The sequence below is a fragment of the Maribacter aquivivus genome, assembly GCF_900142175.1.
Lineage (GTDB): Bacteria > Bacteroidota > Bacteroidia > Flavobacteriales > Flavobacteriaceae > Maribacter > Maribacter aquivivus.
The window spans coordinates 2,285,404-2,308,840 of sequence record NZ_FQZX01000001.1; the positions used below are offsets into that span (position 1 = coordinate 2,285,404).

A 23,437-nucleotide genomic window follows, 5' to 3' on the forward strand; every position below is an offset into this window, starting at 1 on the left:
ATAGACGAATGGTAATTTTGGTTCGGTTATTAAATTTATAGAAGGATAAATAGGAGATAGAACGGGGGATTTGATAGTACGCTCAATTACCGTAAGTATTGATGTTATTTGCTTTGCTGTTTATACAGTAGCTACCAATTGGACAAAAGTATAGTGCGTGGTTGAAAATTTGTTTGAATTTGATTTGTGAACTTGAACTTGAGTTGAATTTGATTTTTGAACTCGTAAGTAAAAAGTAGGTTTTGGTAAGAAATGGGTTAGGTATAGATTTGTGGTGAGAAGAATATATATAATTGTATTAAGAAAGTTTAGCGCTATTTAATTTTGTAGAGAATTTTAAAGCCTTAATTACTCTGTTGTTTTTGTTCTTGTATAATCTAGCAACTTCAATTGTATTTTTAGTTTCGATTGTTGGAACGGTAATATCATTACTTTCAATTGTTTGAACCATCTCTACTTGTACAGTTTCGATCTCTAAAGAAACATTCTCGTTATTAGCTTGCGCTTGTACTAAGAAAGTAGAGAAGAAAAGAGCGGTTAAAAGAATAATTGATTTCATAATATTTGTTTTACACTGCTAAAGTACAGGGATGAACAAACATATTTTACCGCTCATAGTTGGGCAACATTTAACTGTAGACGAATGGTAAAAATCATTCGTCTACGGTTAATGTAGTTTTAAAATGTATTCGAAAATTAATGTGTTAATGGGGTCTAACCTTCCATTAGTGCTGAAAGCTCAAACCAACGCTCAGTCTTACTCTCAATCGTATCGGTTACTTCTTTAAGTTCTATACCTAAGTCTTTAATTTCATCACCACTTAATGTGCCATCGGTAAACTTTTCTTGTAGCGTAACCTTCTTTTTTTCTAATTTTTGAATTTCGCGTTCTAGTTTTTTGAACTCCTGTTGGTCTGCATAAGATATTTTAGGTGAAGCATCTGGTTCTTTCCAGCTAGTTTTAGGAGCACTTTGAACTTCTTTTTGCTCACGTTTCTCTAGTACCTGACTGTCTTCGTATGCTCTGTAATCTGAATAGTTACCTGGAAAATCTTCTACAACAGCATCACCTCTAAATACAAATAGGTGATCTACAATTTTATCCATAAAGTAACGGTCGTGAGATACTACCATTAAGCATCCTTGGAAATCCATTAAGAAGCTTTCCAATACATTTAGCGTTACAATATCTAAATCGTTGGTAGGTTCATCTAATATCAAGAAATTCGGATTCTGAATCAAAATAGTACATAAGTATAGTCGCTTACGCTCACCACCACTTAGTTTGTCAACGAAATCATATTGCTTTTTTCTGTCGAATAGAAAACGTTCCAATAACTGCTGTGCAGAAATCTGTCTGCCTTTCATTAAAGGTATGTAATCACCAAACTCGCGAATAACATCAATTACTTTCTGACCTTCTTTTATTTCAATTCCTTTTTGAGTGTAGTAACCGAACTTGATTGTTTCACCTACAATTACTTTTCCGCTGTCCGGCTGGTCGCGTCCACTTAAAATATTTAAGAAGGTAGATTTACCGGTACCATTCTTACCAATGATACCAATACGTTCTCCTTTTTGAAAAACATATTCAAACTTATCTAGAATTGGCTTACCAGGGAAGGATTTAGAAATCTTATGAAGTTCAAGAATTTTACTGCCCACACGTTCCATATTCAACTCTAGCTGAACTTGATGGTCTTTTCTACGTTGGCTAGCTTTGTCTTTAATTACGGCAAAATCATCTATTCTAGATTTAGATTTTGTAGTACGCGCTTTTGGTTGCCTACGCATCCAATCCAACTCCTTTTTAAATAGTAATTCTGTTTTATGTTGCTCTGTGGCTTCTTGCTCAATACGGGCTTCTTTCTTTTCTAAGTAGTAAGAATAGTTTCCTTTATACGGATAAAGCTTTCCGTTTTCAAGCTCAATAATTTCATTACAAACGCGCTCTAGAAAGTAACGGTCGTGCGTTACCATAAATAGTGTCATGTTTTCTTTAGCGAAGAATTCTTCTAACCATTCAATCATTTCTAGGTCTAAATGGTTGGTAGGTTCATCTAATACTAAAAGATCTGGTTTATTGATTAGCGCATTGGCAAGTGCCAAACGTTTCTTTTGTCCACCAGAGAGTTTATCAACCTTTGCATCTAAGTCATCTAGTTTTAGTTTCGAAAGAATCTGTTTGTATTGGGTTTCAAAATCCCAAGCTTCAAAACGATCCATAGCATCAAATGCTTTTTGATAAGCATCTGCATCTTCAGGGTTTAGTAATGCCTTTTCGTAATTAGCCAATACCGTCAGTACCTCATTGTCTGAAGCGAAAATGGTTTCCTCTACGGTTAAGTTTGGATCCATTACCGGCTCTTGAGCCAAAAAGGAAACGCGTGTAGACTTACGGTAGTTCACCTGACCAGAATCGGGAGTGTCAGCTCCTGACAATATATTAAGTATAGAAGTTTTTCCTGTACCGTTTTTAGCGATTAAAGCAATTTTTTGGTCTTTATTGATCCCAAAAGATAGGTTCTCAAAAAGAACATTTTCGCCATAGGATTTCGAAATATTTTCAACGGTAAGTAGATTCATGTAAAGTAACTTGATTTTTATTTTTTTGCTAAATATGTACTCTTAAAATAATAGATGAGATATAAATAACGGATAGCTAATGTTAATAATACGATGATTAGTAATATGGAAAACACTTGAATTTTAAATACCCACAGCATACACGTAATGCCTAATAATATGGTTAAAAATATGATGTAAGTGATCATCCATGACGGAATCTGCTTTTTAATCATCATAAATGCGATTACTATATTCGGTGCAAATGCCCACAACGAATTAAAATTTGCCTTCGTTGCCAAATGGTCTGTACCAAACCAAAGGAATAAAATTAGAACGCCTGCTAACCCAGTAACTGCGAATAATCCAAAATCTAACCATTTATTTCTCCGTAAGTTTTTATAATCGGTATAGGTGATATAACTAACCAATGCCAGTAAAACACTAAGCCAAAATAAAGGAGTTAAAAATATAAGAGAGTGGTATTCTTGTTCAGGAATATCTAAAATGACAGACTCACTTTTAACTATAGGCTTGCCATTTAGCGTGGTATGTTTCATTTGCTCGTACACATAAATTGGTAAGAACAAATGTTCGTATGGCGTTGCTTCTCTATCAATTACGGAACCTAACGCAAGGTCAATACCGAAATTGGACCACGAATTCGGATTCAACTTTAAACGGATTAACTCGCGAAATGTCAGTTGATCTTCTAAATAATTATAATCAAAATTAAATGTGCTCCCTAAAGTTTTTTCAAATACCATAGGTATTCTAGTGGCACAGTTATCAAACAAAAAGTCGTACTTATATTTCTTGTTTTCCGGCAGTAAGTTGTGTTCTAGAAAAGTGACAATCTGGTTGCGTTGTTCTAAGTCTACATCTAAAACTTGTTCTCTAATCCACCGTTTTTCTTGTTGGTAAGAATAATCGAAGTACTTAAACGGAATTCTAGAAATGGTGTATGATAACTTACCTCTGGTGAAATTTAAATAGAAATTTGGGTCTTCAAAATCATACGTACCGTAACCGTAAACTTCATCTATACCTAAAGTTGGGTCTTGTAGTCTAATAGCGCTATGCCCGAATTTGGCAGCTAAGTCTTCGCCAGTACCTACGGTTAACAAGCTAATTTTTGATAATGGAGATAGTTGTGCATTTTGAGAATATCCCCAAAATGCAGTAAAAAGTAGAATTAAAAACGTGATTTTTCTGAACATACTTTTACTCGCGCATAGCAGCTGCAAAGATGCGAATAATAACAGACTTCATAGATATTGCTTTTTTATAATTTTATGACAATTAACTATTTCTGTAAAGAGCTGTTTTATAGAAATATAAAAGCCACCTCTAGAGGTGGCTTTTTAAATAGATTACTTACATTTTAATTGCTATTCAATAGTTACAATTAAATCGTCTTGTTTTACCATACTACCTTCTTTTAGACTCACAGAAGTAACCGTTCCTGCTTTAAAAGAAGTTACGGTAGTCTCCATTTTCATGGCTTCAATTACAAATAAAGGATCGTTCTCTTTTATGGTTTGACCTTTTTTGATCAATACCTTATATAAAGAACCTTGTAGCGGAGCACCAATTTGGTTAGGGTTTTCTAAATCTATTTTTTCATTCGATTCGATCTTAAGATTTAAAGAAGTATCTAGAACATCAACAAATCTATTCTCTCCGTTTACTTGAAAGAATACAGTTCTCATACCTTGTTCATTAGGTATACCGACAGAAAGTAGCCTAACAATTACCGTTTTACCCGGTTCTAATTCAATTAAGGTTTCTTCACGAAGTTTCATACCGTAGAAGAAATGCTTTGTTTGTACGAGCGCTAAATTGCCATAAAGCTTATAGTTTTCATGTGCTTTTTCAAACACTTTTGGGTATAAGGTGTACGAAAGAAAATCTTCTATTTCAATAGCACGTGTAAAGCCTTTTTGAAACTTCTTTTTAAAGGCTTTAAATTCCTTGTCAAAATCAGTTGGTGCTAAATGTGCATTTGGTCTGTTCGTATATGGTTTTTTGTTCTTTAGAATGATTTTCTGAAGTTTTTTAGGGAATCCGCCAACGGGCTGACCTAAATCTCCCATAAAGAAACTGATTACAGAATCTGGGAATGATATTTCCTCACCACGTGTCATTACATCTTCAGTAGTCAAATCATTAGTCACCATGAAAATTGCCATGTCACCAACCACTTTTGAACTCGGTGTTACTTTAATAAGGTTACCAAAGAGTTTATTTACCTCTGCATACATTATTTTTACTTCTTCAAATCGGTCTCCCAATCCTAAAGCAGTTGCTTGCGGACGTAAATTAGAATACTGTCCACCAGGTATTTCATGTGAATAAACCTCTGCTGTACCCGCTTTTAAGCCAGATTCAAAAGGGTAGTACAATTCTCTTGTATCTTCCCAGAAGTTAGAAAACTGATTCAGTTTCGGCATATCAAACGCATGTTCCCGTGGCTGACCTTTCATCATCTCTACTACAGAGTTAAAGTTAGGCTGAGAAGTTAATCCAGATAATCCGCCTAAAGCAACATCAACAACATCAACACCAGCTTCAATTGCTTTCAAATATGTAGTCGTCTGTAAAGATGATGTATCATGCGTATGTAAATGTATAGGCACTTTTACTGTGTCTTTCAACGCTAAAACCAATTCAGTAGCAGCATAAGGCTTAAGTAGGCCTGCCATATCTTTTATTGCAATCATATGTGCACCTGCATTTTCTAAATCTTTCGCAAGCTGTGTATAGTATTTTAGATTGTATTTGGTTTCGTTAACATCTAATATATCGCCAGTATAACTTAAGGCAGCTTCTGCAATACCACCTGTTTTATTACGTACATAATTAATACTTGGTTCCATGGCCTTTACCCAGTTCAAGGAATCGAAAATTCTAAAAATATCCACTCCGTTCTCCCAAGACTTCTCAACGAATTTTTCAATTAAATTATCAGGGTATGCTTTGTATCCAACCCCGTTAGAACCCCTAAGCAGCATTTGAAATAATATATTCGGCACTGCTTTACGTAATTCGCGTAAACGTGTCCATGGACTCTCATGTAAGAAGCGCATACAAACATCGAATGTTGCACCACCCCAAACTTCCATACTAAAGGTATTTGGGTGATTTTTTGCATAACTTTCAGCAACACGCAACATATCATAGGTACGCATTCTCGTTGCCAATAATGATTGGTGCGCATCACGCATGGTGGTATCGGTAAAATGAATTTTCTTTTCGTCCATTAACCATGCACAGAATTTCTCCGGACCCATTTCGGTCAACATATCTTTTGTTCCCTTCGGATGTGCTTCTAATGCATTAAATTTTGGAACTTTTGGATTTCTGAAAACTTTATTCTGATCAATGTACTTGACATCAGAATTACCGTTCACAATTACTTCTGCCAAAAAGTTCACCACTTTAGATGTTCTATCTTGTGGTAATTTTATTTTGAATAGGGCAGGGGTGTTCTGTATGAAATTGACAGTTACTTTCCCGTCTTTAAACGTAGGATGCTGAATTACATTCTGAAGAAAATGGATATTTGTTTTAACTCCTCTAATTCTAAACTCCTTTAATGCACGTACCATTTTTCTTGTAGCGCCATCTAAGGTTCTGCCGTGAGATGAAACTTTTACTAACATAGAATCAAAGAATGGACTAACTTGATACCCTTGGTAAATACTACCGGCATCTAAACGAATTCCCATACCAGAGGCACTTCTGTAAGTAGTTACCGTGCCGTAATCTGGAGTAAAATTGTTGCTAGGGTCTTCTGTTGTTAATCTACATTGTAGTGCAAAGCCATATGTTGCAATAGTATCTTGACCGTAAATTTTAATTTGCTGACTGTCTAACTTATAATTTCCGGCAACGAAAATTTGAGTTTTGACCAAGTCAATGCCTGTAACCATTTCGGTAACGGTATGCTCTACTTGTATTCTAGGGTTTACTTCAATGAAATAAATATTATCATCTAAATCTACTAAAAATTCTACTGTACCAATATTGTTGTAATTGACTTCTTTGGCAATATTTACAGCATATTTATAGAGATTTTGTTTTACTTCTTCACTCACATTATGAGAAGGAGCAATCTCTACCACTTTTTGGTGACGACGTTGAACTGAACAATCGCGCTCATGTAAATGACGAATGTTTCCGTGGTTATCTGCTACAATTTGTACTTCTATATGTTTAGGGTCTTCAACATACTTTTCTAGAAACATGGTGTCATCGCCAAAAGCGTTTAATGCTTCATTTCTGGCAGAATCGAAATTCATTTCTAAATCTTCGTCTTTTCTAATAATACGCATACCACGACCACCACCACCAGAAGCAGCTTTTAACATTAGCGGATAACCAATTGTAGCAGCTTCAGATAAAGCTACCTTAAGATTGGTCAATTGCTTTTTGTTGCTTTCTATAATAGGAACATTACATTTTACAGCAACTTTCTTTGCGGTAATTTTATCACCAAGGGCATCCATTACTTTTGGATCCGGGCCTATGAAAATAATGTCGTTTGCAGCACATTGTCTTGCAAATTCTGAGTTTTCAGAGAGAAATCCGTAACCTGGGTGTATAGCATCTACATTTTTAGCCTTTGCCAAAGCTATAATTTGAGGAATGTCTAAGTAAGGTTTTAAAGGCTGATTGTCTTCACCAATTTGGTAAGATTCATCGGCTTTATTTCGGTGTTGCGAATAGCGGTCTTCATACGTGTAAATGGCAACTGTTTTAATGTTTAGCTCAGAACAGGCACGCAATACACGAATTGCAATTTCACTTCGATTGGCTACTAAAACCTTTTTAATCTTCATTTTTTGGCAATGTATTTAATGGTTAGTGTTTATATGTATTTGTTATAAAACTTCATTTTTTTTATGAAATTGTTACATAGGCTATAATTTAATTCTAAAATTTCAACTAAACAATACTATGCATGCATAATATTTTTCATTTCTGAATTAATTTGTGATATCCTGCAATAGAAGGTAGTTTATATTTTGGAGCAATATGTTTAAGTGGTTGTAAATTTGTTCATTAGACTGCTTTTATTTTTTATAAAATCAATTTCAAACGCTTTTATAAATTACACTACTATTCCTTTTTACGGTTCAATGTCAATACCACCATATAATTATATTAATTTAGAGCAATAATTTAGCAGGGGCATTTTGCCTCAATGAATATTTTGACATTACCACAACCATCATGAAAAAGCATATTCCTAATTTTATTACCTTATTAAATGTTTTCTGTGGCTGTGTGGCTACTATGTTCGCTGTCATGAATAGATTAGAACTTGCTGCAATTTTTGTTGCCCTAGGTATTTTCTTTGATTTTTTTGACGGATTAGCGGCTCGTGTTTTAGATGTAAAAAGCGAATTAGGCTTACAGTTAGATTCTTTGGCAGATATGATTACTAGCGGACTAGTACCTGGTATTGTAATGTTTCAATTATTGGCAATGTCACAAACCAGCGGATGGGGAGATGGTTCTCACTTTTTTATGGAAGCCGGTAAATTTCAATACATACACTTAATACCCTTTTTAGGTTTTATCATTACCATGGCATCGGGTTACCGATTGGCAAAATTCAATATAGATGAAAACCAGACGTCTTCGTTTATTGGGTTGCCAACTCCTGCAAATGCACTTTTAATTTTATCATTGCCGTTGATTCTTTTATATCAGAACAATGATTTTTTAAATAGTATCATTCTTAATCAATGGTTCTTAATCATTTTAACACTGGTAAGTGCATATCTGCTAAATGCTAATTTGCCGCTCTTTGCTTTAAAATTCAAGAATACAAGCTTCAAGGATAATGCTATGCGTTATATCTTTCTTATCATTAGTCTTGTGCTAATCGTTACCATGAAATTCATGGCTATTCCCTTAATTATTCTGTTTTATGTAGTAAGTTCTGTCATACAAGAGAGACTTTAAACTTAGATTTAATTAGGAAAACGATTATGGATAATGATGAATATGAGTTTTGGTTAAGCGGACCTATACAAGGTGTGCCAGATTTATTACAACCTGCCGCGCATGCATTATTGCAGTCTGAACATGAATTGAAAAAATACACATCAGATTTCCCTAAAGAGTTATTATGGGCAAAAACTACAGGCAGAGCTTCCGTTGGTTTCCACATGAATCATATTACGGGAGTTTTAGATAGAATGTTGACCTACGCAAAAGGAGAATCGCTAACCGATGTGCAATTTCAATTTTTAAAGAAAGAAGGTGCCTTTAATTTAACTACCGAAGTTGTTGATTTACAAGAGCAATTTTCAACTAAAGTTGAAGAAGCGCTAGCATACTTCAAAACGATACCAGAACAAACACTCACAGAAAAAAGAACTGTTGGTGGAAAGAAGCTGCCCTCTACTGTAGTCGGACTCTTATTTCATGCTGCAGAGCACAGTCAAAGACATATTGGTCAGTTGCTGGTGACAGCCAGTGTATTGCAGTCAAAGATTTGATAATACATTTAAATCAGAATAACTTAATAGCATGAATACATCGGTAGTAGTTATCGGCGCAGGATTAACGGGTTTGTTAACTGCATATCGTTTGCAAGAACTTGGTTTTGATGTTGCAGTTCTGGAGGCTCGCGATAGAATTGGGGGTAGAATACATACGCTTGAATCTGGGAACGCTAAAGTTGAAATGGGTGCTACTTGGTTTAATGAAAGTCACTACCATTTATTAGATGTTATTGAAGAATTCAAGGTTCCGTACTTTGAACAATTTATGACCGGTAAATCTTATTTTCAAACGTTTTCTAATGTGCCACCGCAAGAAATAGCAGTACCAAATGATAGCCCTAGTTATCGTTTTAAAAATGGAACTATTCACTTGTTGAATTCCATAGTTGTTAAACTCAAACCAAATACCATCTTTTTAAATGATGTGGTTAATGAGGTCAATGTGCTTGATGGCGATATTGAGGTAAGTACCAATTCTAGAACTTTAAAAGCAGATGCAGTTATTACAACCTTGCCACCAGCAGCATTAATAGATCAGATAGTATTTTCTCCTGCTTTACCAAAAGATGTAATGTCATTGGCAGAACAAACCCACACGTGGATGCAAGATGCTATTAAAGTTGCATTGACTTATAAAAAACCATTTTGGCGAGAACAAGGTAAATCAGGCACTATATTTAGTAATGTTGGTCCGCTTACCGAATTCTATGACCAATCTAATTTGGAAAATAAATCTTATGCACTAGTAGGTTTTGCGTCTGGTAGCTGTGCTCGTTTTACAAAAGAACAACGTGTAGAGAAAATAGAAGCACAATTGAAAATGGTTTTTGGCGAAGATGCGTTACAGTATGAGTCTTACCATGAAACTCAGTGGTATCAAGAAGAGTTTACAAAATCTAACAGACAGGAAGACAATTTATTTCCACATCAAAACGGCGGACATGCACTGTATCATGAACCTTTATTTGATGATAAATTATTTATTTCTGGTGCAGAAACATCAAAACATCACTCTGGTTACATGGAAGGCGCTATTTTTGCAGCTGAATCTGTTGTTGCTAAACTGAAAAGTTTGCACCTAACGCAGTAATACATACATGTCAGTTACCTTATTATCATCCCCGTTACAGGGTTTTACCGATTTTAGATTCCGCAATGCGTTCCATAAATATTTTGGAGGTATTGATACCTTTTATGCACCATACATTCGTTTGAATGGTAAAATGGTGATTAAAAACTCATATCAGAAAGATTTACAGCCAGAGAATAATACTACCCTAGAAGTTATTCCGCAGGTAATGACCGGTGATGCCGATGAGTTTTTGTTCGTTATAAAATACATTCAAAGTTTAGGGTACAAAGAACTCAATTGGAATTTAGGTTGCCCTTACCCTATGGTTACAAAGCAGGGCATGGGTAGCGGACTCATTTGTAATCCCGAAAAAATAGATCATATTTTAAAACGCGCTCATGAAGAAACTGATGTTGTAGTTTCTATGAAAATGAGAATGGGGTATGAAAATGCAGAAGAGATTCTAGATGTTTTTCCTATTCTAGATAAATACCCACTGCGTAATATTGCTATTCACGCCCGTATTGGTAAACAATTGTATAAAGGCGGAGTTGATCTTGATGCTTTTCAGAAGTGTGCTGAAAGCACCAAACATACCTTATACTATAACGGCGATATAACTACGGTAGCAAAGTTTCAAGAAATGAAAGAACGCTTCCCTTCAATTGACCACTTTATGATGGGAAGAGGACTAATTGCAGACCCATTTCTGCCTAGTATGATTAAGAATAATACCACTAAATACCCAAAGGATCGTTGGAAGATTTTTTCTGAGTTTCATGATACCATCTATCGTCAATATGATGAGGCATTATCTGGACCAACGCCCATAAAAATGAAAATGCGAGGTTTTTGGGAGTATTTTGCACTGTCAACTTCCAATCCGCATAAAGCTTTCAAAAAAATAAAGAAAGCTAACAATCCTAGAGCTTATCAACAAGCGGTGCGTGAGATATTGAATAATGAATAATTTTTCTTTATATTGGTGTAAATCATTTAATTAGTGTTCTATTATGCAAAACAAAACCACCAAGTTTTTATTAAAAATGCTTATGTTTTTTCCATTTTGCTTAGCTTTTGGAATCTTAAGTAGACAATTTAACTTCGATGATTGGATTTTTTTCCTGATTGTAGGATTTGTGGGAGCATTCGGTATTACTTTCTGGCAACTTTTTGACTACGAAAAGTTTAATGAGATTGCTTATGAAGATTTTTTAGAATCTAAGCACAGTTTGAAATTAGAGAACACTAAAGAAAATTGGGACCAATTTTATGAAATGATTAAAAACCCATTATTAGATTTAGAAATCATTGAGAATACAGAGAATAAATTGAAGGTTCAATTTGAACGGAAATTTTCAGATTCTATTCTGACAATGAATAAAACACCCGATGCTATTATAGTGAGTATTGAAAAAAAGTTCTTTTCCTTTTTGCCAGATCGTGCAGAAAATTACCGCACTATACAGAAGTTTGCAAAAAGTGCTCAGAAATCAACTAACATAGCAACAAGCGGTGTGTGAGATATTGAGTAATGAATAAAGTAACGGTTATCTTTGCAGCATTGTTCTAAAATAACTTTGTGAGAGACCTTCTTTTAATAACACCACCTTTTACCCAATTAAATACTCCGTACCCAGCAACGGCATACATTAAAGGGTTTTTGAATACAAAGGGTATTTCTTCTTTTCAGTCCGATTTAGGGATTGAAGTTATTTTATCACTATTCAATAAGAATACATTTCAGCAGCTTTTTGATATGGCTTTTTCATCAGATGCTATTCTGTCTGAAAATTGCCAAAGAATATATGCGCTTCGCAATGATTATTTGAAAACACTAGATGCCGTTATTCTTTTTTTACAAGGTAAAAATGACACCTTGGCTAGACAATTATGTACCGATAATTTTTTACCACAAGCTTCTCGTTTTGAACAGTTAGATGATTTGGAATGGGCTTTTGGGAATATGGGTATGCAAGATAAAGCCAAACATTTGGCAACTTTATATCTTGAAGATTTATCAGATTTTATAGTAGAATGTATTGACCCAAATTTTGGGTTCAGTAGATATGCCGAACGACTTGGTCGTAGTGCCAATTCGTTCGATGAGCTTTATAATCACCTAAATGATACACCTACTTTTATTGATGAATTAACACTGAAATTATTAGCAGAACAAGTAGAAAAGGTTCAGCCTAAACTAGTATGCTTTTCGGTACCTTTTCCGGGTAATTTATATAGTGCTTTTCGCTGTGCCCAATTTATAAAAGCAAATTATCCTGATGTGAAAATTGCCATGGGTGGCGGATTCCCAAATACAGAATTACGCAGCCTTACCGATGTTCGTGTGTTTGAGTTTTTTGATTTTATTACGTTAGATGACGGTGAGCTTCCATTAGAATTAGTGCATCAGTATGTTATAAATGGAGCAGGGGAGTTAAAAAGAGCATTCATTTTAGAAGGTAATAAAGTCGTTTACAAGAATGATAGTCTTAGACAAGATTATAAACAAATAGATGTTGGCACACCAGATTATGGTGACCTACAATTAAGCAATTACATTTCGGTCATTGAAATTGCGAACCCTATGCATAGTTTATGGAGCGATGGTCGTTGGAATAAATTGACCATGGCGCATGGTTGTTATTGGGGGAAATGTACTTTCTGCGATATCTCTTTAGATTATATAAAAATATATGAACCTGTTGCGGCAAGTCTTTTGGCTGACCGCGTAGAAACATTAATAGAACAAACAGGGGAATCAGGTTTCCACTTTGTAGATGAAGCAGCACCGCCATCATTAATGAAAGCTTTTGCTTTAGAGATTTTAAAAAGAAATCTGACCATTACCTGGTGGACGAATATTCGTTTCGAGAAAAACTTCACCCAAGATTTATGTTTTTTGCTAAAAGCATCTGGTTGTATTGCGGTTTCTGGTGGATTGGAAGTGGCATCTGATCGATTACTAAAATTGATAGATAAAGGTGTAACGGTAGAACAAGTAGCGCAAGTAACGCGAAATTTCACCGAAGCGAATATTATGGTACATTCCTATTTAATGTACGGCTACCCAACACAGACTATTCAAGAAACTGTTGATAGTTTAGAAATGGTTCGTCAGTTGTTTGAATTGGGTATTATTCAATCTGGTTTTTGGCATCAGTTTGCATTAACGGCTCATAGTCCGGTTGGTTTACATCCTGAGGAATATGGAGTTATGCCAGATTTGAAATCCATCACCTTTGCTAATAACGACATCGACTTTAAAGATAAAACAGGAGTAGATCATAGTAAGTTCAGCTTCGGATTAAAGAAATCGCTTTTCAATTTTATGCACGGTATTGGTTTTGATATGAGCTTGCAAGATTGGTTCGATTTTGAGATTCCGCCTTCAACGATTTCCGCAGATTATATTTACAATTGTCTGCAACAAGAACTTGTTCTGAATACAAAATCTACGGCTAAAATAGCATGGATAGGACCAATGCCTATTGCCAATGAACGTGTGAAGAAGAAAAAAGGCATGACTTGGCAGCAATTGGAATTGGGTTTTCATACTAAGTCAGATATGTATGAAATAATAGTAGATAAGGATAAAGGAGGATGGTTGCTTGCTACTCTAGAACAATTGAAACCTGAGAATAAGCCTTTAAGTTATGGTCAGTTGAAAAAAGATTACGAATCTCAATTAGAAGATTTTGAGTTGTTTTGGTATTCAAAGCAAATTATTGGGCTTCGTGAACATGGTCTTCTAGTGCTATAAAAAAAGCCGCATTGCAAATGCAATACGACTTTAATTTATTAATGATTGGTGAGGTTTAAGAGTATGTAAGCGTATAACCTGTTTCTGTGGTATACGATTCCGATAAAAGTGTGTCAACGAATATCCATTCAGATGTAACATCACTAGTTGTGAATGTTGTCATCATATATCCTCTTTTTGAGGCATCAAAATAATTTAATCCATCTATTAAAGCTATCAACGCTTCTTGAAAACCAGCAATTAATTCTGGCGAAGAGTTAGCGCCAAGATAGGTTTCAAAGCCTGGCGAACTAATAGAAGATGTGGCTAGTTCAATACCTACTTCTGTTCCGTTTTGTGCCTTTAAGGTGTTTTGCCAAGCATTATGTGTATCACCTGCGAAAGTGACTATTTTTTTACCGTTTAATCCTGCATAAATAATTTCACGGTCTATTGGGTATCCGTCCCAAGCATCAAGATTGTAGGGTATAGCGGTAGTTACCCTTGCTATTTCCTCGTTGGTCAGTGTTGGGTCGTTATTAAGCAATCTTAGTTTTATAGTCACCAACTCTGTCAATATAGTACCGAATTCAGGTAAGCCAAATGAGGTCAATAATTCTATAGGTATATACATTTGACCCATTAATACCTGTTGACCTAATACTTGCCATTTTGCCGCACTACTGTTTAATTCAGATAGTACCCAATCTCTTTGTGTTACTCCTAAAATAGAGCGTGAAGGGTCTGTCAATGCTGTTTGAAATGCTGCTGTATCAAAACCTGTAGCGGTTACATAATCTGTAATGTTTAATTGTTTGTCTCTGCCAATTAAACGGGTGTCCATTAAGATTAGGTTAACCAAGTTCCCAATATTTACTGAACGATAAATAATGCTATTATCATCTGCTGATATTCTTGAGAAAGGTAAAAACTCGCTATATGCCTGTAAAGCATTTTGTTTTCTTACTTCAAAACTACCTTCTGTGGCTTCATCATGGTTTTCTGCTCCTTCTTTATAAGTGTCATTGGCAATTTCATGATCGTCCCAAACACAAATGAACGGTTTCTTTTGGTGGGCTAATTGTAAAGCAGCATCTGATCTATATTGCTTGTATCTTGTTCTATAATCTTCTAAAGAAATAATTTCTCCTGCAGGTTCATGAAGACGGTTCAAGAAAGCGTTCTCTGCTGTAGATCCGTATCCGCCAGCGCCATATTCGTAGAAATAATCACCTAAATGTACAATGATATCTGCATCTGAATTTGCCATGGCATCGTACACATTAAAAAGACCTGCTTGGTAATTTGAACACGAACATACGGCTAATTTCGCCTGTGTAGCATCCGTAGGTAGTGTAATGGTTTCTCCCACAACAGAAATTGAGTTGTCGGTTGTACTAATAAATCTATAGTATAGTTTTTGGTCTGCATCTAGCTCTGTTAATTCAATTGACAAGGTGTTGTCCCTAGAACCTTCAGTTGTTATTTTGCCAGTGCGTAGAATACTGCTAAAACTACTCTCGGTAGCAACTTCCCAAATAATTTCAACATTTACGGTATTAAAACGAGTCCATATAATAACTCCAGAGCTACTTGGGTCAAAACTGGCCACGCCATAATTGAAATTTTGTACGGTAAGTAAAGCTTCATCATAGGCCACTTGTAAATCATCATCATCGCTACAGCTAATAAAATTCGGAGCTAGAATTAACCCTCCAGAAGCCATTAAAGTTTTTTGAATAAAATTTCTTCTTGTGTTTTTCGTCGTTTTCATCTGGTAATTTAGTTTCCTCAAAATTGTTTAAATTCTGAAGAATCAACGTTAGTTGAACTTTATGTTTATGTTATTGAAACTATAGGTGATTACAAGTCTGCTATTTTTCGAGATTTTAAATGAATTGGTTATGTTTGATTATTATACTAGGGTAGATGGAAGCTAGAATTGTAAATAGTAAAGAACGAAAATTGATTGGGCTTTCTCAAGAAATGAGTTTGGTCGATAATAGAACTTTTGAGCTTTGGAAGAATTTCAGAGCCCATAGTAAGAAAGTTTTAAATAGGTCGTCTAATGATTTTATCTCGTTACAAGAGTACCCTATAGACTATTTTCAAGTATTTTCTCCAGCTAAAAAGTTTGTAAAATGGGCTTGTGTTGAGGTTGTGAATTTTGATTCTGTTCCTGAAGAAATGAATAGGCTTGTTTTAGAGGCTGGCTTATATGCAGTATTCAGTTATAAAGGGACCGCGCAAAACGCGCAGGCATTTTTTCAATATATTTATGGGGAATGGATTCCTAAGTCTAAGTATAATTTAGATGACCGTCCACATTTTGAAGTGCTGGGTGCCAAGTACAAAAACAACGATCCAGATTCAGAAGAAGAAGTTTGGATTCCTATAAAAGCAAAATGAAAGACCCCGAAAAAGCGCCTTGGTATTATTTGTTGTTATTAATTTTAGCAGGGGAAAGTGTCTTTATTTTGCCCTTTGTTTTACAACGTGTTTTTAGACCTACGGTATTAAAAGTATTTGAACTTGATAATGTTTCGCTTGGGCTATGCTTTTCTGTGTATGGCTTTGTTGCCTTGGTTTCGTATTTACTAGGCGGGCCTATAGCTGATAAATTTCAACCCAGAAAATTAATAGCCATTGCTCTTTGGATGACTGCTTTAGGCGGTTTGGTTTTTGCCACATTCCCAGATTATTTAACCTTGCAGATTTTATATGGCTTCTGGGGTTTTACAACTATTTTCTTGTTTTGGTCACCTATGATAAAAGCTACACGAGTATGGGGCGGTAGTGGTTCTCAAGGTAAAGCTTTTGGTTTTTTAGATGGCGGCAGGGGATTGGTAGGTGCTCTTTTTGGCACTCTGGGTGTTCTTGTCTTTTCTCATTTTATGTCGGCAGATTTAGAAGTAGCTACGCTGCAAGAAAGTAGGTTTGCGTTTCGGTATGTAATTTTAACTTCTTCAGCTATAGTTTCTATCGTTGGTGTTCTGGTCTGGTTTTTTATGCGATTACCGGCAAGTCTTGAAAACGAAATCGTCGTAGAAAGAATCACCGTTTCTCAAATTAAAGATGTACTAGGTTTGCCTTCTGTTTTACTTTTAATGATTATAATTCTTTGTGCTTACGTAGGTTATAAAATTACCGATATTTTTTCTCTTTATGCACAAGATGTTATGTTGTACAATGAGGTAGAATCTGCAGAAGTAGGTACCTTTTTATTATTTGCAAGACCTATAGTAGGTATTTTTATTGGAGTGATAGCAGACCGCTCTAGACCAAGTCTGTTTTTATTATTAGGTTTTGTAGTAGCGCTTATTGGTTCTTTACTATTTGCATCAGGCATGGTTGCCGATGTTTCTTACTTCATGTTCTTATTCTCTATCATGATAGTGGCACTAGGGGTGTATGCCATTCGTTCTTTATATTTTGCGGTAATGCAGAGTGGTAAAATTCCTTTGGTGCTTACTGGTACTGCGGTAGGATTAATTTCATTGATAGGGTATACACCCGATATTTTTGCTGGTCCGGCAATGGGTTATTTATTAGATGCATCACCAGGTTTAACGGGGCATCAACATGTTTTCTGGATGTTAGCGGTATTTTCTTTTATAGGAGGAATAGCGGCATTTAGATATTTTCAACTTTATGGCAAACCATTCAATGATGAATCAAAAAAACCTTAACTTATTATTATCAGGAATTATAGTTATCATCGCCGGTATAGTCTATGGTGGTTACCCAACGTACATTATGCCCCAACTATTGGGTTTTGAAGTGGTTGATTTAGAGCTAAAAAATATGTTACGTGCAGTAATGGGTATTTATATGGGTGTAGGTCTATTCTGGGTAATAGGCTCTTTTAAAGCAAAACTTTGGTATGGAGCTACAGTCTGTAATGTTTTGTTTATGGGCGGAATTTCATTTGGTAGAATAGTAAGTACAGTTTTTGATGGTATATCGCCACTATTCACTCCTGCCTTATTTTTAGAACTATTGTTCTTTGGCTGGGGATTATATAATCTTAAAAAGTATACGAAAATAGAGTAGGTGTGGTGCTTTTTAGAAATCTAACTTTTTCTTACGAAGTTCAAAGTTCTGACCTAGATATACTTTACGTACCATTTCATCGGCAGCCAATTCTTCTGGTTCACCTGATTTTAAAATACCACCTTCAAACATTAGGTAAGAACGCTCTGTAATAGCAAGTGTTTCTTGTACGTTGTGGTCGGTAATAAGTATGCCAATGTTTTTATCTTTTAACTGCGCTACAATGCGCTGTATGTCCTCTACGGCAACGGGATCGACACCAGCAAAAGGCTCATCCAATAAAATAAATTTTGGATCGGTAGCCAAAGCCCTAGCGATTTCAGTTCTTCTTCGCTCACCACCAGATAATAAATCACCACGACTTTTACGAATATGACCTAAGCCGAACTCTTCAATAAGCGACTCCATTTTCATGTGTTGCTCTTTCTTGCTCAATTTTGTCAATTGAAGTACGCTTAAAATATTCTTTTCAATACTTAGCTTTCTAAAGACCGAAGCTTCTTGTGCTAAATACCCAATGCCATTCTGAGCTCTTTTATACATGGGGAATTTTGTAATCTCCATGTCATCTAAATAGATGCTGCCACCATTTGGTTTTATTAGACCAACAATCATATAAAAAGAAGTTGTTTTACCAGCACCATTTGGTCCTAATAATCCTACGATTTCACCTTGGTTAACCTCAAGAGAAATTCCTTTAACCACCCTACGACCTCTGTAGGACTTCATTATATTGTCGGCACGTAACTTCATGTTTTCAAATCTATTGGTTATTGGTCTGTTAGAAAAGTAATTAGGGATTATTTAACCTTGTTGGTTTTCTAATTCTTCCCAGTACTCGTAAGCTCTTCGTAAATGTGGTATAACAATAGTACCGCCAACAAGGGTAGCAATACTCAGCGTTTCCATAATCTCTTCTTTAGAAACTCCTTCGTTATAAGAACTTTCTAAATGATATTTTACACAATCGTCACAACGAAGTACGGTTGATGCTACAAGACCTAATAACTCTTTAGTTTTAACGTCTAAAGAACCTGCAGCAAAAGCGTTGGTGTCTAAATTAAATATGCGCTTTACAACTTTATTATTATCAGCCAACAACTTATCGTTCATCTTAGAACGGTAGGCATTAAATTCTTCAATTTGGTTTGACATTTCTATTTTTCTTTTTTTCTTTTTCAGCTTTTTTTCTTTCTTTTCTCAATACCATTCCAGAAATATATATACTTATTTGGTATAAAAATATTACGGGTATAGCAACTATAATTTGACTTGTAACGTCTGGTGGTGTAATTACCGCAGAAAGTATCAAGACAACTACCAAAGCAATTTTTCGATACTTTTTCATTAACTCTGGCGTAACCAAACCTACTTTGGTTAAAAAGAAAATGATAATCGGTAGTTCAAATAAAATACCACAAGCAAGTACAGATATTTTTAATGTACCTATATAAGAATCTAAATCGAACTCGTTTAAAACGGAGTCACTTACAACGTAAGATCCTAAGAAGTTAATAGAAAGCGGCGCAACGATATAGTAACCGAATAATACACCGATAAAAAATAAGATGGAGGCAATTAGTATAAATCCTCTTGAATTTTTGCGTTCGTTTGCGTGAAGACCAGGACTAATAAATTTCCACATTTCATATAAAATATAAGGAAACCCAAGTATAACACCTGCCCATATAGAGGTCCAGATGTGAGCAGAAAACTGTCCGCCCATTTCACGACTCTGTATAGAAAACGGGAATTCATCACCACAGAAAGAGGAATCTATTACTGTAAAAGATTGTACTTTATTTAACCACGTAGCTATATCACAAAAAAAGCGATACGTTGGAAAATCCATATTCTTAGGTCCGAAAATAATGGTGTCGAAAATGAAACCTTTCATTAAAAAGGCAACACTTCCTATAATAACAACAGCTAGTACAGATCTGATTAAGTGCCATCTTAATTCTTCTAGATGATCAAGAAATGACATCTCGTTTGGTGGCGTGGTAGTTTTGGAACTCATTATAAAATACCTTCGTTTATTAAATTATGTAAATGAATAACACCAACATACGAATCTTTATCCATGGCTAACAATTGTGATATTCCCTTTTTTTGCATGTGCTCTAAAGCTTTAATAGCCAAAGTGTTTGCAGGTATGGTTTTAGGGTTTGTGGTCATGATGTCTTTAGCAGTTAAGCCTTTAATATTATCATGCTTGTTTAACATGCGTCTAATATCGCCATCGGTTACGATACCAACAACTTTTTCGCCATCAAGTACAGCAGTGACCCCTAACATTTTTTTAGAGATTTCTACAATTACCTTTTTTACCTCTTCATCTTTTTGAACTTGAGGTACTTGATTTTTACTTACTAAGTCTGCAACTCTTAAATATAATCTCTTGCCTAAAGACCCACCTGGGTGGTATTTTGCGAAATCTGAACTACTAAAACCTTTGATTTCTAAAAGAACAATAGCCAAGGCATCACCCATTACTAATTGTGCCGTTGTACTTGTTGTAGGTGCTAAACCATTAGGGCAAGCTTCTTTGTCAACATGTGTGTTTAAAATAAAATCTGCTTGTTTTGCCAAAAAAGAATCGGTGTTACCGGTCATGGCAATTAACTTGTTCGAACCTCTTTTTATTAGTGGAACCAACATTTTAATTTCGGGTGTATTACCACTGTTAGAAATACAGATTACTAAATCATTATCTTGTACGGTTCCTAGGTCTCCATGTATAGCGTCGCCAGCATGCATAAATATTGCGGGAGTACCCGTAGAATTCATAGTAGCTACAATTTTTGTGGCAATGATAGCGCTCTTTCCAATACCAGAAATGATAACGCGTCCTTTTGCTTCAATAATGCAGTTTACGATACTAGCAAAATCATCAGTTAAAAGAGAGGAAAGTTGTGCTATAGCATCACGCTCAGTTTCAATGGTTTTTTTCGCTAAGCTAATAATGGTGTCCGTTGCAATCAATCTATTATTCAAATTATGGATTGTATTCCTAAAAGAATGTATTATCTTTAAGATGACAAAATTAAACAAACTTAATTTTAAATGCTGATTATCGCATAATAATTTAGTAATGCCAAGCTTGGTATTTTATAATTTTGTTCACTTATAAATTTAAAAGTAAGTAGTGTCCCCTTAAATGTAAAATGTGACAGACAGTAAAGAATTTGACAATATCGATTTACATTCCTCATTAAAAAAATATTTTGGTTTTTCTCAGTTTAAAGGACTTCAAGAGGAAGTGATCAAGAATGTTCTGCGGCAGAATAATACATTTGTTATTATGCCTACAGGCGGTGGTAAATCTATGTGCTATCAATTACCGGCCCTTATGCAAGAGGGTACGGCAATTATAGTTTCGCCATTGATTGCTTTAATGAAGAACCAGGTAGATGCCATACGTGGTATATCTTCTGAAGTAGGAATTGCACATGTACTTAACTCTTCATTGAATAAAGGAGAGATAAAACAGGTAAAACAAGATATAACAGATGGTGTTACCAAATTGTTATACGTAGCACCAGAATCGCTGACTAAAGAAGAGAATGTGGAATTCTTGCGTTCAGTTACCGTATCTTTTGTAGCGGTAGATGAAGCGCATTGTATTTCTGAATGGGGTCATGATTTTAGACCTGAATACAGAAATCTTAAATCGATAGTAGAACGATTAGGAGATAATATTCCAATTATTGGTCTTACGGCTACAGCGACACCAAAGGTGCAGGAAGATATTATTAAGAATTTAGGTATTGGTGGGGCGAAGTTATTTAAAGCTTCATTTAACCGACCAAACCTATTTTATGAAGTACGTACCAAAACAGAAAATATTGAAGCTGATATTATTCGTTTTGTAAAACAAAATTCTGGTAAATCAGGAATTATATATTGCCTTAGCCGTAAAAAGGTTGAGGAATTAGCACAAGTCTTACAGGTTAACGGTGTAAGTGCCGTGCCATATCATGCAGGGTTTGATGCGAAAACAAGATCTAAATATCAAGATATGTTCTTGATGGAAGACGTAGATGTTGTAGTTGCGACCATTGCCTTTGGTATGGGTATCGATAAGCCAGATGTACGTTTTGTAATTCACCATGATATTCCAAAAAGTATAGAGAGTTACTATCAAGAAACTGGTAGAGCCGGTCGTGATGGTGGCGAAGGACATTGTTTGGCGTATTACTCTTATAAAGATATTGAGAAGCTAGAAAAATTTATGTCGGGTAAACCGGTCGCTGAACAAGAAATTGGGAATGCACTGTTACAAGAAGTTGTAGCATATGCAGAAACTTCTATGTCTAGACGTAAATTTATGCTTCATTATTTTGGTGAGGAATTTGATGACATTAACGGCGAAGGTGCCGAAATGGATGACAACACCAGAAACCCTAAAGAGAAAGAAGAAGCTAAAGATAATGTTGAAAAACTGCTTAAAGTAGTAACGGGTACTAGTGAGAAATTTAAATCTAAGGAGATTGTAAATACATTGCGTGGTAAAATGAACGCAATTATTTCTTCTCACAAAACCAATGAAAAAGAATTTTTCGGCATTGGTTCTGATAAAGATAAAAGCTATTGGATGGCGTTGATTCGCCAAACCTTGGTTGCCGGACTCCTTAGAAAAGAGATAGAACAATACGGCGTATTACACGTAACTGATAATGGTAAAGAGTTTTTAAGTAAACCATCATCTTTTATGATGACGAAAGACCATGTGTATAATGCAGAAAATGATAATGCCATTGTAGGTGCTGCTAAATCTGGTGGTATTGCCGATGAGAAATTATTGAAGCAATTAAAAGATTTGAGAAAAGCGCAGGCTAAGAAATTAGGTGTACCTCCGTTTGTAGTATTTCAAGATCCTTCTTTAGATGATATGGCGTTGAAATACCCTATCTCGCATGAAGAATTATTAAATGTTCATGGTGTAGGCGAGGGTAAGGCAAAGAAATACGGTAAACCTTTTCTAGCTTTTATTAATGCCTATGTAGAGGAGAATGAAATTATTAGACCAGATGATCTTGTGGTGAAAAGCACAGGTGCTAATTCTGCTTTGAAATTATACGTAATACAAAATGTAGATAGAAAATTACCGCTGTCTGATATTGCTTCCTCTAAAGGATTGGAAATTCCGGATTTGATAAAAGAGATGGAACAGATAGTATACAGTGGTACCAAGTTGAATCTTAATTATTGGATTGATGATATCTTAGATGAAGATCAGCAAGAAGAAATTCATGAGTACTTTTTAGAATCTGATACAGATGATTTAGAAGAGGCGATGTCTGAATTTGATGGTGAATATGAAGAAGAAGAATTACGACTGTACCGTTTAAAATTCATTAGTGAGGTGGCGAACTAACCTTTTTAAGAAATTTGATTCTAAATCCATTAATCTATTATAAATAGATTAATGGATTTTTGCTTTTTAAGAGTCTAGTAAACAGAAGTGCGTATTCTTGTTTA

General features: G+C 35.2%; 19 protein-coding genes. 10 read left to right on the plus strand and 9 right to left on the minus strand.

The window, feature by feature from the left end:
* Positions 1-298 precede the first annotated feature (298 nt).
* From BUC31_RS09695 to BUC31_RS09710, 4 genes are all read right to left on the minus strand, one after another.
* Entirely contained in the window at positions 299-559 is a 261-nt protein-coding gene (locus BUC31_RS09695; RefSeq protein WP_073243444.1) for a hypothetical protein, read from the minus strand.
* 155 nt (positions 560-714) lie between these two features.
* Complete coding sequence (locus tag BUC31_RS09700; protein WP_073243448.1) at positions 715-2,586, minus strand: ABC-F family ATP-binding cassette domain-containing protein; 1,872 nt, start codon at positions 2,584-2,586, stop codon at positions 715-717.
* A gap of 17 nt (positions 2,587-2,603) precedes the next feature.
* Positions 2,604-3,785 carry a lipoprotein N-acyltransferase Lnb domain-containing protein gene (locus tag BUC31_RS09705; protein WP_073243450.1) on the minus strand — a complete coding sequence of 394 codons (1,182 nt, stop codon included), beginning with the start codon at positions 3,783-3,785 and terminating at the stop codon, positions 2,604-2,606.
* 171 nt (positions 3,786-3,956) lie between these two features.
* On the minus strand, positions 3,957-7,409 hold the full coding sequence (locus BUC31_RS09710) for a pyruvate carboxylase (protein WP_073243452.1): 3,453 nt from the start codon (positions 7,407-7,409) through the stop codon (positions 3,957-3,959).
* A 394-nt stretch (positions 7,410-7,803) separates the two neighbouring features.
* On the opposite strand from BUC31_RS09710, the gene BUC31_RS09715 reads away from it, so the two are divergent.
* The 6 genes from BUC31_RS09715 to BUC31_RS09740 all read left to right on the plus strand — a co-directional run bounded on the left by BUC31_RS09715 (position 7,804) and on the right by BUC31_RS09740 (position 13,921).
* Positions 7,804-8,541 carry a CDP-alcohol phosphatidyltransferase family protein gene (locus tag BUC31_RS09715; RefSeq protein ID WP_073243454.1) on the plus strand — a complete coding sequence of 246 codons (738 nt, stop codon included), beginning with the start codon at positions 7,804-7,806 and terminating at the stop codon, positions 8,539-8,541.
* Positions 8,542-8,567: 26 nt separating this feature from the next.
* A complete protein-coding gene (locus tag BUC31_RS09720; RefSeq protein ID WP_073243456.1) occupies positions 8,568-9,080 on the plus strand; it encodes a DinB family protein in 513 nt (170 codons plus the stop codon).
* 31 nt (positions 9,081-9,111) lie between these two features.
* Positions 9,112-10,176 carry a flavin monoamine oxidase family protein gene (locus tag BUC31_RS09725; RefSeq protein ID WP_073243458.1) on the plus strand — a complete coding sequence of 355 codons (1,065 nt, stop codon included), beginning with the start codon at positions 9,112-9,114 and terminating at the stop codon, positions 10,174-10,176.
* 7 nt (positions 10,177-10,183) lie between these two features.
* Positions 10,184-11,128: a tRNA dihydrouridine synthase gene (locus tag BUC31_RS09730; RefSeq protein ID WP_073243460.1), complete on the plus strand. Its 945-nt coding sequence runs from the start codon at positions 10,184-10,186 to the stop codon at positions 11,126-11,128.
* Positions 11,129-11,210: 82 nt separating this feature from the next.
* Positions 11,211-11,681 (plus strand): hypothetical protein, encoded by a 471-nt coding sequence (locus tag BUC31_RS09735; RefSeq protein ID WP_139251918.1) that lies wholly within the window; start codon positions 11,211-11,213, stop codon positions 11,679-11,681.
* Positions 11,682-11,740: 59 nt separating this feature from the next.
* Positions 11,741-13,921: a B12-binding domain-containing radical SAM protein gene (locus BUC31_RS09740; protein ID WP_073243464.1), complete on the plus strand. Its 2,181-nt coding sequence runs from the start codon at positions 11,741-11,743 to the stop codon at positions 13,919-13,921.
* A 55-nt stretch (positions 13,922-13,976) separates the two neighbouring features.
* On the opposite strand, the gene BUC31_RS09745 is transcribed toward BUC31_RS09740, so the two are convergent.
* Positions 13,977-15,674 (minus strand): alkaline phosphatase D family protein, encoded by a 1,698-nt coding sequence (locus BUC31_RS09745; RefSeq protein ID WP_073243466.1) that lies wholly within the window; start codon positions 15,672-15,674, stop codon positions 13,977-13,979.
* Between the two features lie 155 nt (positions 15,675-15,829).
* Between BUC31_RS09745 and BUC31_RS09750 the strand changes: the two genes are divergently transcribed.
* From BUC31_RS09750 to BUC31_RS09760, 3 genes are read left to right on the plus strand one after another with little or no spacing between them, the layout of a single operon-like run.
* Positions 15,830-16,309, plus strand: coding sequence for a GyrI-like domain-containing protein (locus BUC31_RS09750; RefSeq protein WP_073243467.1), 480 nt, complete (start codon positions 15,830-15,832; stop codon positions 16,307-16,309).
* The gene (locus BUC31_RS09755; RefSeq protein ID WP_073243469.1) at positions 16,306-17,589 is read left to right on the plus strand and encodes an MFS transporter; all 1,284 of its coding nucleotides are present in this window, start codon (positions 16,306-16,308) and stop codon (positions 17,587-17,589) included. Before BUC31_RS09750 ends, BUC31_RS09755 begins: the two co-directional genes overlap by 4 nt.
* Entirely contained in the window at positions 17,570-17,953 is a 384-nt protein-coding gene (locus tag BUC31_RS09760) for a DUF4345 domain-containing protein (protein WP_073243471.1), read from the plus strand. Before BUC31_RS09755 ends, BUC31_RS09760 begins: the two co-directional genes overlap by 20 nt.
* A gap of 12 nt (positions 17,954-17,965) precedes the next feature.
* Here BUC31_RS09760 and lptB read toward each other — a convergent pair whose 3' ends face one another.
* The 4 genes from lptB to BUC31_RS09780 are packed head-to-tail and all read right to left on the minus strand — an operon-like array spanning position 17,966 to position 20,950.
* Positions 17,966-18,706 carry an LPS export ABC transporter ATP-binding protein gene (gene lptB, locus BUC31_RS09765; protein ID WP_027064458.1) on the minus strand — a complete coding sequence of 247 codons (741 nt, stop codon included), beginning with the start codon at positions 18,704-18,706 and terminating at the stop codon, positions 17,966-17,968.
* Between the two features lie 51 nt (positions 18,707-18,757).
* On the minus strand, positions 18,758-19,108 hold the full coding sequence (locus tag BUC31_RS09770) for a carboxymuconolactone decarboxylase family protein (protein ID WP_073243473.1): 351 nt from the start codon (positions 19,106-19,108) through the stop codon (positions 18,758-18,760).
* Complete coding sequence (gene tatC / locus BUC31_RS09775) at positions 19,092-19,973, minus strand: twin-arginine translocase subunit TatC (protein ID WP_073243475.1); 882 nt, start codon at positions 19,971-19,973, stop codon at positions 19,092-19,094. The genes BUC31_RS09770 and tatC overlap by 17 nt, the downstream gene beginning before the upstream one ends.
* A complete protein-coding gene (locus BUC31_RS09780) occupies positions 19,973-20,950 on the minus strand; it encodes a KpsF/GutQ family sugar-phosphate isomerase (protein WP_073243477.1) in 978 nt (325 codons plus the stop codon). Before BUC31_RS09780 ends, tatC begins: the two co-directional genes overlap by 1 nt.
* Positions 20,951-21,122: 172 nt before the next feature.
* Between BUC31_RS09780 and BUC31_RS09785 the strand changes: the two genes are divergently transcribed.
* On the plus strand, positions 21,123-23,333 hold the full coding sequence (locus tag BUC31_RS09785) for a RecQ family ATP-dependent DNA helicase (protein ID WP_244534030.1): 2,211 nt from the start codon (positions 21,123-21,125) through the stop codon (positions 23,331-23,333).
* The last annotated feature ends 104 nt before the right edge of the window (positions 23,334-23,437 follow it).